Genomic DNA, 12340 nt, shown 5'->3' on the forward strand with positions numbered 1-12340 from the left:
TCCCGTTATCATGGCTACGCAGCGGAAAATCAGTGCTGTTCCGCCGGGATACAGGGAATAACCAAGGAAGTCATCATGATTAGCGCGTTATATGTCGTGCTTGCCGCCATACTTTTGATCAAACTCTCTTTCGATGTTGTCCGTCTGCGGATGCAATACCGTATCGCCACCGGCGACGGCGGATCCTACGAATTACAAACCGCCATACGTGTACACGGCAACGCTGTAGAATATCTGCCGATTGGCTGTTTATTATTGTTGTATATGGAAATGAACGGCGCGGCGATATGGACTGTACACGCCTGCGGCCTGTTACTGATCCTCGGCCGGTTATTCCATTATTACGGGCTGAAAAACCGCGAATTTGCCTGGCGCCGTAATGGCATGGCTGCCACCTATATTTCTCTGGTGCTGATGGTGGTGATCAATATTATCTATCTGCCGTGGTCGCAATTCCTCAACTTTGACTGAGCACGGAACATTTGCCAGACAGATTTGATGCCCTTTTGAAACAACTCCCAGGCGCGCAGGTATCTGCCTGCGCCAGTATCTGCTAAAATCTGCCCTCAACTTTTTACCCACATTCTTTTTGGCCTGACTCACCGCTATGGCAAACCACGATACGCTGTTTTCTGCACCTATAGATAAGCTTGGCGACTGGACGTTCGATGAACGCGTCGCGGAAGTTTTCCCTGACATGATCCAACGCTCTGTTCCGGGCTATTCCAACATTATTTCGATGATTGGCATGCTCGCCGAGCGCTTCGTTCAGCCCGACTCCAATGTTTATGATCTGGGCTGTTCGCTGGGTGCTGCCACGCTGTCGATGCGTCGTAACATTAAGGTGCCGGGTTGCGAAATTATTGCTGTCGATAACTCTCCCGCCATGGTGGAACGCTGCCGTCGTCACATTGATGCTTTCCGTGCGGATACACCGGTCAGCGTGATCGAATCCGATATTCTCGATATCGAGCTGAAAAATGCCTCGATGGTAGTGCTCAACTTTACCCTGCAATTCCTCGAACCGGCTGACCGCCAGCGTTTGCTGAATCAGGTGTATCAGGGCATGCGTCCGGGCGCGGCGCTGGTGCTGTCAGAAAAATTCAGCTTCGAAGACAAAGACGTCGGCGAACTGTTGTTCAATATGCATCACGACTTCAAACGTGCAAACGGCTACAGCGAGCTGGAAATCAGCCAGAAACGCAGCATGCTCGAAAACGTTATGCTGACCGATTCCGTCGAAACGCATAAAGCCCGCCTGCATCAGGCCGGTTTCCAGCACACGGAAGTCTGGTTCCAGTGTTTTAATTTCGGCTCACTGATTGCGCTGAAAGCCGGAGAAGCACAATGATTGATTTCGGTGATTTTTACCGCGTTATCGCCAAAGGGCCGTTAAGTCCGTGGCTCAATACTTTGCCTTCGCAACTGACCGCGTGGCAGAAAGAATCTCTGCACGGCAAATTCAAACTGTGGTTTAACTCGGTGGATCGTTTGCCGCTGTTGCAGCCGGAACGTCTGGATTTGTTGCACAGCGTCAGCGCCAATATGGAAGTCCCTTTGCCTGCCGGTCAGCGCGAAGGGATTGAAAACCTGCTGCGTAATATGATGCCATGGCGCAAAGGACCATTCTCGCTGTACGACGTTGAAATCAATACTGAATGGCGCTCTGACTGGAAATGGGATCGCGTTTTGCCGCACATTTCCTCCCTTGCTGGCCGCACGATTTTAGATGTCGGCTGCGGCAGCGGTTATCACATGTGGCGCATGATTGGTGCAGGCGCACATCTGGCGGTGGGTATCGATCCGATGCAGTTGTTCCTGTGTCAGTTCGAGGCCGTGCGTAAATTACTGGGGGGCGATCAGCGCGCACATTTGCTGCCGCTGGGCATCGAACAATTACCCGAGCTGAACGCTTTCGACACCGTTTTTTCTATGGGCGTGCTGTATCACCGCCGTTCGCCATTAGATCATCTTCTGCAACTGAAAAATCAGCTGGTCAGCGAAGGGGAACTGGTGCTCGAAACATTGGTTGTCGAAGGTAACAGCGAGCAGGTCCTGGTGCCGGGTGACCGTTACGCGCAGATGGGGAATATTTATTTCATCCCTTCTGCTGAAGCCCTGAAAAACTGGCTGATCAAATGCGGCTTTGTGGATGTGCGTATTGCGGATGTCAGCGTCACGACACTTGAAGAACAGCGCCGTACCGACTGGATGACCAGCGAATCACTGGCTGAATTCCTCGACCCGAATGATCCGACCAAAACTATCGAAGGCTATCCGGCTCCTCGCCGCGCTTTGCTCATCGCCCGCAAACCATAACGACCTTCCTCCTCCGCCAGACATCTTCCTGTCTGGCGGAAGTCATTGCTCACACTTTATCCTCACTTTCAGTCACGTCACTCTGTACATCACGCTGTAAAAAGGTCTAACCTTTCAGAAGGCTATCGGTTTGTTATGACGGAGATCGTCGTTCGCATTACGGGAGGAAGTATGAAGTTCCCTAAAGGCAGCATCGTTAAACACAGATCTGGCGATATCAAAGGTACCGTGATGAATACTTTTGAATCAGAGCACGACATCGTGTCGTATTACGTTTCCTGGGAAGATGGCAGCAGCAGTCTGCACAAGGAAAACGAATTGCACTGGGCAAATATTGACGTCGCTATCAGAATAAAAAACTTTTACGAGAAGTAGTTATTTCCGCGTCAGCCACAGCCCTTTGTAAAGCTCCACGTTTTGACGCTATATCATTGGATTGATTCATAGCATTTCGTGTATAAATTCGGCCAACCAATTTATCCGTACGCAAGTATTTCGTGGAGAAATTAATGCGCAGAAGAATTCGATTCCTCATGGATCGGGCTGTTATTGTTCTAGGCCTTTTCGTGATGTGCCTGGTGGTGAAAGCAGGAATGTTCGGTGTGGCGCTACTGACCTGGGGCTGAGGTGTTGCCCGTCATAAAAAGCGCCGCCCGGGGCGCTTTTTCAGGCCAAGAAAACCGGATTAATGGTCATCTTTAAATTTTGGTTCGGGTAATACCGCTGGCGTTGAATCCTGATATTGCAGCCAGTTGCTCCAGATATCTTTAACACGCAACTCGATGAGTTCCATTTTCCGCGACAGCGACATCACGCCTCTGATCGTCCCGCCCTGATAGTCAGTGTACGTCGCAAAAGTGGCTTTCTCTTCAAACGCATCCCACGCCTGAGTTTCCTCATCAAACGCTTTCAGCACAGCTGCTGCGTCAGGATCCGGGTTCGGACCTGTAGCCGTTTGCTCAATACGTTTTCTGGCCGCCACAAGGTACGTCTGTTTCACCCAATTCAGCTTGTCGATTTTTTCCGCATAACAATCGTTCATATCCAGCGTCGTTTGCTGAGGGTTGCCTGCACAGTCAATGGCAAATGTCTCAGCACCATTATCCAGAACACTGCTGGGTTGTTTATCAGCGGCAAATAATGAGTGCGTAAATCCCAACAGCGCGAGAGTAATCACTAACTTTTTCATGTCCCTGTCCGGCGGTAACAATTTGATGAGCAGACAGATTATCCGAATCAATTACGCAACGACAGCAGAATCAGGAGCACAAAAAAAGCCCCGCCAACATGACGGGGCCTGGTACTTGCGCAGGGCGACGCAATAAGGGTCGTGTGACCCGGTTAAATCTTTGAGTTATTACGCCGTGCGGGATATTTCATCGTCAAACTGCAATGTGCTTTTCATTGCGGCAACAATATCGCCATCCACGCAATAACGACTGAATTCATCAAAGTCAGTATCAGAACTCATAGTGACACCGGCTTTCCGGTAGCGCATGGCGGATTTCACCTGACGCCCTGCTGAACTGTGTAACTCCGTCAGCCCGATATCCACAAACTTCTGCAAATTCGTCAGACGCACACCCGCGCCAGCCATAATAATTGGACCACGCGTCAGCTGATTGAGTTCCCGAAGCATCGGTAAACCGACTTCAGCATTTTGTTGTTGCCCGGAGGTCAGAATGCGCGCCACCCCTAACTGAGTCAACTGCTCCAGTGCAATCTTCGGGTTAAGGCACATGTCGAATGCGCGATGGAATGTTACGGCCATATCGCCGCACAGCGCCATCACCTCCCACATTCTCGCCATATCAATATGCCCTTCCGCATCCAGCATGCCGACCACCAGACCCGGATAGCCGAGATCGCGAATACAAGCGATGTCGCTTTTCAACACCTCAAATTCACTCTGGCTGTAGCAAAAGTCACCCCCCCTTGGACGGACAATCGGATGTACAGGGATGGTCACTTTTTCCCTTGCCAGTTTGAGGGTACCGTAACTCGGCGTAATGCCCCCGTCAGCCTGACTGGCGCACAATTCAACACGATCGGCCCCGGCTTGTTCTGCTGTCAATGCACAGTCCACGCTGTAACAACACACTTCTAATTTAGTCATGTGATCTCTCCTGATTACGGCATTATGCTACAACACTTGTCTGCAGCCGGCCATGTCGCGTAGGCTTTGAGATGAGCATCCCCACCCAATCTGTTTGCTTAGGAAAGCTAACTATGACACTCAATTTTGATTTATGGGTAGACCGCAGTCACAGTGATAGCGTTAAGTGGAATAAATACAATAATCAGGATGTGATACCGCTTTGGGTTGCCGATACCGACTTCACTTCTCCGCCTCAGGTTATCAAAGAGTTGCAGCAACGTGTCGCAGAAGGCGTATTTGGGTATGGTTTCACACCGCCGGAACTCATTGATTTAGTGGTAAAACGTCTGGCGGATCGTTACGAATGGGCTATTAAGCCCGAATGGATCGTCTGGTTACCAGGCCTGGTGTGCGGATTAAACGTCGCCGTTCGCGCCACTGTTGCACCACAAAACTCCAGTCTGATGCCCATGCCCATTTATCCGCCGTTTATGCAGGCGGCTCAGGCTGAAGGGCGTCAGTTTAAATCCATTAATGTAACTGAGCAGCAACAGCGCTGGGTGGCCGATTTTTCCACGGCCGACAATCTACTGGATGGCAGCGAAAAGCTGCTGATGCTCTGCAACCCGTATAACCCCGGTGGCACGGTGTATCGTCGCGAGGAATTACTCGAACAGCAGGCCTTCGCGCAACGTCACGATCTTGTGGTGTGTTCGGATGAAATCCACTGTGACCTGATCCTCGAACCGGGCCTGAAACACATCCCGTTCGCCTCACTCAATGCCGATGCCGAACAGCGTTCGATCACGCTGATGTCGCCGTCCAAAACCTTCAACCTTGCCGGTCTGGGCGCGTCGATGGCGATTATTCCTGACCCGGAACTACGCCGGAAATTCCTTGAGGCCAGTCACGGCATTGTGCCGCACGTCAATATTTTGGCGTATGTCGCCGCGACCGCCGCTTACCGCGATGGCGAGGAATGGCTTAACGCACAGCTCGAATACCTGCGAGGTAACCGCGAACGGGTGACAGCCAGAATCAACGCTATGCCAGGATTGCGCATGCTGGCGCCGGAAGGCACATACCTTGGCTGGATTGATGCCAGCGCACTGCCGGTGCAGGACCCTTACCATTTCTTCGTGGACGCCGGGGTCGGTTTCTCAGGTGGCGCTGATTTTGGCGCACCGGCTTATGTGCGTATCAATCTGGGTTGCCAGCGCGCGTTACTGGAAAAAGCGCTGGATCGCATGGAAGCGGCGTTACTGACGCTGCAACGTTAACCGTCTTCCCTTTCGCTGGCGACAATCGCCCGCAGGCTGTTCGGGTGAAATTTGATGGTCACAGAGCCGTCAGTGATCGCCAGCGTCGGGTTAGGCAAACGCTCGTTCTCCCCTTTGGGCGCACTTTGTTTCAGCTTAATACCGGGCGTCATTAGCGCTTCATCAGCAATCAGCGCCAGCGCCCGTGTATATAATTCGTCTTCAGCACCGGGCAGGACAATCTCAATATGTTCCCAGCCTTCGTGCGGGTAACGTTTATCGCCGGGATATGGTAACTCGACCAGATCAATACTCAGCGGCCCGACCTGCAAAGGTTCGTTGAGCGAAAACAGACAAATTGGCCGGCCGTTAATCAGGGTCTCATTCAACAGGCTGCCGCACTTTTCCAGGCCGGTTTTCCAGCGATCCGCCGTCGTGTTCTGATGACAACGCACTGAAATATGATCTGCGTGAAACCCATCCAGATTAATGTGCAATTTTGCAGCGAACGCCGTCAGTACGTCGACAAAGCGCGGTAAATCATCAGCTAAATCCTGTAACTCCGGCACGTGATTCATGGCGGTCATCCTATCTTGTTTTCGTTTGCAGATCTTCAGGGTCGGGTAATTTACACAGCCTTTCATCCGGTTGCCAGAGACATGCCGCACAATCGCGTTTTCCTTAGCCCGGACGTGCGGTGATACTGACGCCGCAAGGCTAATATGATATAAACACGCATCATTTTAGGTTCGTCCACCATGGGATGAACAGCAAACAACCACATTCCTAAATAAAGGTACTTCGGTGAATATTCAGTCACTTCTTTCAGAAAAAGTCAGCCAGGCGCTGATCGCTGCAGGCGCCTCAGCCGACAGCGAAGCGCAAGTCCGTCAGTCCGCTAAAGCTCAGTTTGGCGACTATCAGGCTAATGGTGTTATGTCCGTGGCAAAAAAACTCGGTATGCCACCGCGACAACTGGCAGAGAAAGTCGTTGAACTGTTAGACCTGAGCGGCATCGCGAATAAAGTCGAAATCGCCGGGCCGGGTTTCATCAATATCTTCCTGGATCCTGCTTTTGTTGCTGCGCATGTAGACAGCGCCCTGAACGATGAAAAACTGGGCATCACACCGGTTGAACCCCAAACTATCGTCATCGACTATTCTGCGCCAAACGTGGCGAAAGAAATGCACGTTGGCCACATCCGCTCCACCATTATCGGCGACGCGGCTGTGCGCACCAATGAATTCCTCGGCCATAAAGTGATCCGCGCTAACCACGTTGGCGACTGGGGTACACAGTTCGGCATGCTGATTGCCTATCTGGAAAAAGTACAGAACGAAAACGCCGGTGACATGAATCTGGCTGATCTGGAAGAATTCTACCGCGCGGCGAAGAAAAACTATGACGAAGACGAAGCCTTCGCCGAGCGGGCGCGTGGCTACGTGGTGAAACTGCAAGGCGGCGATGAATACTGCCTGCAGATGTGGCGCAAGCTGGTTGACGTGACCATGAAGCAAAACCAGCTAACCTACAATCGTCTGAACGTCACCCTGACCGAAGACGATGTGATGGGTGAAAGCCTGTACAACAGCATGCTGCCGGGCATCGTTTCCGACCTGCAGGCCAAAGGTCTGGCCGTCGACAGCGAAGGCGCGGTTGTTGTCTATCTTGATGAATACAAAAATAAAGAAGGCGATCCGATGGGCGTCATCATCCGTAAAAAAGATGGCGGCTACCTGTACACCACCACCGATATCGCCTGCGCGAAATACCGCTACGAAACACTCGGGGCCGACCGCGTGCTGTATTATATCGACTCCCGTCAGCACCAGCACCTGATGCAGGCATGGACCATAGCGCGTAAAGCCGGTTACGTGCCCGATTCCGTGGCGCTGGAACACCATATGTTCGGCATGATGCTGGGCAAAGACGGTAAGCCGTTCAAGACCCGCTCAGGTGGCACGGTGAAACTGTCTGATCTGCTGGATGAAGCGATTGATCGCGCACGTAAGCTGATCACCGAAAAGAATCCGGAAATGAAAGACGCCGGGGAACTGGAAAAACTGGTTAACGCGGTGGGTATCGGCGCAATCAAGTACGCTGATCTGTCAAAAAGCCGTACTACCGATTACATCTTCGACTGGGACAACATGCTGGCGTTCGAAGGTAACACCGCGCCGTATATGCAATATGCCTATACCCGCGTAGCCTCTATCTTTAAACGTGCAGACATCGACGTGAACAGTCTGACTCAACCGGTTGTACTGAGCGAGGAACGTGAAGCTGCGCTGGCGACCCGTCTGTTGCAGTTCGAAGAAGTACTGACCGTTGTCGCCCGCGAAGGCACGCCACACACCATGTGTGCGTATCTGTACGACGTGGCTGGCCTGTTCTCCAGCTTCTACGAGCATTGCCCGATCCTTAATGCAGAAGATGAAACCAGCCGTAACAGCCGCCTGAAACTGGCACTGCTGACACAACGCACGCTGAAAACCGGTCTGGATACGCTGGGTATCGAAACCGTAGAACGCATGTAACGCACGGTCGCAGATATTAAAAAAGGGCGCTCATGCGCCCTTTTGTGTTTCTGTAATCTGCGTCAGTCCAGCTTACGGGCAAATTCTTTCACCCTGAAGCCCAGCAGGCCAAGCACGGCAAAGTAAGCGACTACGCCGACAGCAACCACTGCCGCCAGACGCGCCAGACGATACGCCATTCCCCCCACATCCCATGCAGGCATCAGCCACATCATGCCGAGCAATGCTGCTGACATGGCAACCACCGCGACAATCAGCTTAATCAGGAACACTCTCCAGCCCGGCAAAGGCTGGAAGATATCCTGCTTACGCAGTTGCCAGTAAAGCAGCGAAGCATTCAGACAGGCGGCCAGACCAATCGACAGGGAAAGCCCCGCGTGTTTGAGTGGGCCGATAAAGGCCAGGTTCATCACCTGCGTCATCAGCAAGGTAATGATGGCGATTTTCACCGGTGTTTTGATGTTCTGACGTGAATAAAAGCCCGGAGCCAGCACTTTCACCACGATCAGCCCCATCAGCCCGACGGAATAGGCCACCAGTGCACGTTGCGTCATCGAAGCATCAAACGCGCTGAACTTGCCGTACTGGAATAATGCCACCGTAAGCGGTTTGGCCAGAATCCCCAGGGCGACGGAACTTGGCAACGCCAGCAGGAAACACAGACGCAAGCCCCAGTCCATCAGGCGATTGTATTCACCGTGATTTCCGCTGGAAAAGCTTCGCGCCAGCGAAGGCAGCAAAATCGTGCCCAGCGCCACGCCCAGCACACCGGAAGGAAACTCCATCAGGCGGTCAGCGTAATACATCCATGACACGGAGCCGGAGACAAGAAACGAGGCAAAAATCGTGTTGATGATCAGTGAAATCTGGCTGACGGAAACACCCAAAATCGCCGGTCCCATCTGGCGCATTACGCGCCATACACCGGCATCTTTCAGGTTCAGGCGCGGCAGCACCAGCATGCCGATTTTCTTCAGGTGTGGCAGCTGATAACCGAGTTGCAGCAAGCCACCGGCCACCACGGCCCAGGCCAGCGCCAGCACCGGCGGGTGAAAATACGGCGCGGCAAATAACGCAAAACCGATCATGCTGACGTTCAGGAAGGTCGGCGCAAACGCCGGTATTGAGAAGCGGTTCCAGGTGTTGAGTATCGCTCCGACCAGCGAGGCCAGAGAAATAAGCAGGATATACGGGAAGGTGATCCGCAGCAGAGAACTGGTGAGCGCAAATTTGTCCGGTGAATCCACAAAACCCGGCGCAGTGATATAAATCACCCACGGCGCCGCGAGCATGCCCAGCACGGTGACAATCGCCAGAACCAGCGTCAGCAACCCGGAGACATACGCAATAAAGGTGCGCGTAGCTTCTTCGCCCTGCTGAGTTTTGTACTCGGCAAGAATTGGCACGAACGCCTGTGAAAATGCACCTTCGGCAAAAATACGTCGCAACAAATTGGGCAATTTGAACGCCACAAAAAAGGCGTCGGTGACCATTCCGGCACCAAATACACGTGCCACAATGGCATCGCGGGCAAAACCTAATACACGTGAAAACATCGTCATGGAACTGACGGCTGCCAGAGATTTAAGTAGATTCATGTCACTTTTCTTGTTTACCGGTTTACATGTATATCAAATAGTTAAACCATCACGCCTGCATCAGCAGGCGTGAGAGATGAAGCCGCATGGCTCAAAGATGCGCTTAGTCTACGCATCCGCAATACAATAGCCACCGGCAGTTGTTTTATGTTGTTATAGAGTGTTAACCACGCCATCCCGCGCGGCTTTTTTGTTAAGAATTCAGAATCTTCTCGATCATTGCCTGCGCATAAATCGCCTGCTCGCCGCTGGTTTCCGGCGCCGTCTGATTACTCACGCAGGCCACAAAGTGTTCAATGGCACCAACAAATCCGCGCTGTGTCAGGGTACTTTGCCAGCCCGGTACCGGCAGTTGTGTGAGAATATCCTGCTGTTCCTCGCGCCAGATTTGCATATTGTCCAGCTGATACACCGCGCCTTCAGTCACCGCCTGCACGCTCTCGCGGAAAGTCCCTGCCCGGCGATGCATCGATGTCGTCACCAGCGTTTCGCCACAGAGGAAATGATGTTCGCCGTACAACATCTGATTCGCTTCGTTAATCTGAATCAGACCGCTTTCCAGACTGGCATTACCGCCTGCCAGCCACAGCGCGGTATCGACCACGTGCAGATAATCGTCCAGCAAGGTGAATCGCAGATCGTTTGGCCCCACGCTATCCGTCCGGTGTTTGTCCATGCGCAAAGATGCAGCGCTCTGCATGTTATCTTTGAGCTGACGATACAACGGTGCAAAGCGACGGTTGAAGCCGACCATCAGCGTTTTGCCTGTCTTGCGCGCCTGTTCAACCAACTGCTCAGCCTGCTCAAGTTCAGCAGCCAGCGGTTTATCGACATACACATGCACGCCCTGCGCCAGCAATTGCCCGACCACTTCAAAATGGCTGGCGGTGCTGCTGTGCACAAAAACCGCGTCACACTGCCCTGCCAGTTCATCCATGCGGGAAAAACACGCCATACGATAACTGTCGCAAATGGCCTGCGCCTTTTGCTGATTCGGGGAAAACCCGCCGACCAGCGTCCAGTTTTCAGCGTGACTCAGCACCGGCAGATAGGCTTTTTGCGCAATCCCACCCAGCCCGATAACACCAATACGTAATTTACTCACAACCCGCTCCTGTTAATCAGCCAGATGTTGCAACAAATTTTCCAGACGCTGTTTCAGCTCCGCCACTTCAGCTTCCAGTGTTTCCACGCGCGCGATCAGAGTCAGATCAGCGCTTTGTGCCTCGGCGCTGAACAGCGGTTCTTCATGGGTACTGGCCACATTACTGACTTCGCCGCTGAAAAGATGCATATAGCGGCTTTCACGTTTCCCGGGTTCTCGGGCCAGACGCACGCAGAACGGGCCGTCTTCGCGGTTTGTCAGTTCAGTCAGCGTTTGTTCAACTTCGGCAACGTCCGAGAAATCATGCAGACGGTTAGTGCGGGTACGCAACTCGCCCGGCGTTTGTGCGCCGCGCAACAACAGCGTGGTCACCACCGCCACTTCCTGCGGGGAAAATTTGAGATTGCCGAATTCAGAATTACAGAAACGGTGCTCATACTTCATGGTACGTGAGCCGCTCAGGGTGCGGATAATGTGTTTGCGCAGCAGCAAATCCAGCGTTTGCTGAACGTCACTTTCGCTCAGTTCCATCACCGGCTCGCGGTTCGTCTTCTGATTGCAGGCCGTGGTCAGGCCGTTAAGGGTCATCGGATACTGTTCTGGCGTGGTGAGTTGTTTTTCCAGTAAACAGCCCACAACACGGGCCTCCCGGGCGCTGAGTTCGTGTTTCATGTTGCTCTCCTTATCGGGACGGGGGTGTCCATTCTTGCCAGGTTAATGCCGTCAGCACGTGATCCTGCCATTTGCCGTCAATCAGCAGGTAATCTTTGGCGTAACCTTCGCGTTCAAAGCCGAGACGTTCGAGAAGCTGGCCGCTGCGTTTATTGTGCGGCATGTAATTGGCCATGATGCGGTGCATTTTTTGCTGGCGTTGCATATAGCGGATAAGCGTCTGCAACGCTTCCTGCATCAGACCTTTACCCTGCCATTCCTGGCCGAGCGAATACCCGAGGAAACAGGCATGGAAAGAACCGCGCAGCACATTGCTGAAATTCGCCACGCCCATCACGCGATTTTCATCGGGGTCGAGCAGGATGAAGTAATACGCACTGCCTTGTTTTTGCATCTCGGTAATCAGCCCCAGACGCGCCTGCCATCCTGAGGGATAACAATGGCTTTCATCCCTGACCGGCTCCCACGGTTTCAGAAACGCGCGGTTCTCAGCGTAGTATTCAGCCAGCCGGTGCGCATCACGGTCATGAACCAGGCGCAGGACCATCCGATCAGTGGTAAGCCGCACCTTTGGCACGGCAGATTTGTAGCCAAACATCCCTTCCCTCCACATCCCGCATGGGTCGATAAATAGAATTTATAGGAAACGACAGATCACCGCTAATTCTGCCAGTCAGAGCGCGGCTTGACGATAAAAAAATATTATCAATAGCGCCCTATCTAAATGCCTGTTTCCGGTTCAGACTGGAAC

13 protein-coding genes are annotated in these 12340 nt (G+C 52.7%); 6 read left to right on the forward strand and 7 right to left on the reverse strand.

What is annotated here, in order from left to right:
• Positions 1–75 precede the first annotated feature (75 nt).
• The 4 genes from ABIC79_RS03290 (at position 76) to ABIC79_RS03305 (ending at position 2694) form a co-directional block, all read left to right on the forward strand.
• On the forward strand, positions 76–471 hold the full coding sequence (locus ABIC79_RS03290) for an MAPEG family protein (protein WP_013575030.1): 396 nt from the start codon (positions 76–78) through the stop codon (positions 469–471).
• A gap of 136 nt (positions 472–607) precedes the next feature.
• A complete protein-coding gene (gene cmoA, locus ABIC79_RS03295; RefSeq protein WP_013575029.1) occupies positions 608–1351 on the forward strand; it encodes a carboxy-S-adenosyl-L-methionine synthase CmoA in 744 nt (247 codons plus the stop codon).
• Complete coding sequence (gene cmoB, locus ABIC79_RS03300) at positions 1348–2319, forward strand: tRNA 5-methoxyuridine(34)/uridine 5-oxyacetic acid(34) synthase CmoB (RefSeq protein WP_013575028.1); 972 nt, start codon at positions 1348–1350, stop codon at positions 2317–2319. The genes cmoA and cmoB overlap by 4 nt, the downstream gene beginning before the upstream one ends.
• A gap of 171 nt (positions 2320–2490) precedes the next feature.
• The gene (locus ABIC79_RS03305) at positions 2491–2694 is read left to right on the forward strand and encodes a hypothetical protein (RefSeq protein ID WP_013575027.1); all 204 of its coding nucleotides are present in this window, start codon (positions 2491–2493) and stop codon (positions 2692–2694) included.
• 310 nt (positions 2695–3004) lie between these two features.
• On the opposite strand, the gene ABIC79_RS03310 is transcribed toward ABIC79_RS03305, so the two are convergent.
• Positions 3005–3508, reverse strand: coding sequence for a lysozyme inhibitor LprI family protein (locus ABIC79_RS03310; protein ID WP_013575025.1), 504 nt, complete (start codon positions 3506–3508; stop codon positions 3005–3007).
• Positions 3509–3676: 168 nt separating this feature from the next.
• Positions 3677–4435 (reverse strand): copper homeostasis protein CutC, encoded by a 759-nt coding sequence (gene cutC / locus ABIC79_RS03315; RefSeq protein ID WP_013575024.1) that lies wholly within the window; start codon positions 4433–4435, stop codon positions 3677–3679.
• 113 nt (positions 4436–4548) lie between these two features.
• On the opposite strand from cutC, the gene ABIC79_RS03320 reads away from it, so the two are divergent.
• Positions 4549–5697: a MalY/PatB family protein gene (locus ABIC79_RS03320; protein WP_013575023.1), complete on the forward strand. Its 1149-nt coding sequence runs from the start codon at positions 4549–4551 to the stop codon at positions 5695–5697.
• Here the strand turns inward: ABIC79_RS03320 and ABIC79_RS03325 are convergent.
• Positions 5694–6263, reverse strand: a complete 570-nt coding sequence (locus tag ABIC79_RS03325; RefSeq protein WP_354566572.1) for a VOC family protein — start codon at positions 6261–6263, stop codon at positions 5694–5696. The genes ABIC79_RS03320 and ABIC79_RS03325 overlap by 4 nt on opposite strands.
• A 217-nt stretch (positions 6264–6480) precedes the next feature.
• On the opposite strand from ABIC79_RS03325, the gene argS reads away from it, so the two are divergent.
• Positions 6481–8214 carry an arginine--tRNA ligase gene (argS, locus tag ABIC79_RS03330; RefSeq protein ID WP_112198648.1) on the forward strand — a complete coding sequence of 578 codons (1734 nt, stop codon included), beginning with the start codon at positions 6481–6483 and terminating at the stop codon, positions 8212–8214.
• 62 nt (positions 8215–8276) lie between these two features.
• Here the strand turns inward: argS and murJ are convergent, their stop codons facing one another.
• From murJ to rimJ, 4 genes are all read right to left on the reverse strand, one after another.
• Complete coding sequence (gene murJ, locus ABIC79_RS03335; protein ID WP_013575020.1) at positions 8277–9812, reverse strand: murein biosynthesis integral membrane protein MurJ; 1536 nt, start codon at positions 9810–9812, stop codon at positions 8277–8279.
• A 193-nt stretch (positions 9813–10005) separates the two neighbouring features.
• Positions 10006–10917, reverse strand: a complete 912-nt coding sequence (locus ABIC79_RS03340; RefSeq protein ID WP_013575019.1) for a Gfo/Idh/MocA family protein — start codon at positions 10915–10917, stop codon at positions 10006–10008.
• A 12-nt stretch (positions 10918–10929) separates the two neighbouring features.
• A complete protein-coding gene (locus tag ABIC79_RS03345) occupies positions 10930–11589 on the reverse strand; it encodes a DUF480 domain-containing protein (RefSeq protein ID WP_013575018.1) in 660 nt (219 codons plus the stop codon).
• Between the two features lie 10 nt (positions 11590–11599).
• Positions 11600–12187 carry a ribosomal protein S5-alanine N-acetyltransferase gene (rimJ, locus tag ABIC79_RS03350; protein WP_013575017.1) on the reverse strand — a complete coding sequence of 196 codons (588 nt, stop codon included), beginning with the start codon at positions 12185–12187 and terminating at the stop codon, positions 11600–11602.
• Positions 12188–12340: the final 153 nt, after the last annotated feature.

Source organism: Rahnella sp. 2050 (assembly GCF_040544515.1).
Classification (GTDB): Bacteria; Pseudomonadota; Gammaproteobacteria; order Enterobacterales; family Enterobacteriaceae; genus Rahnella; species Rahnella aceris.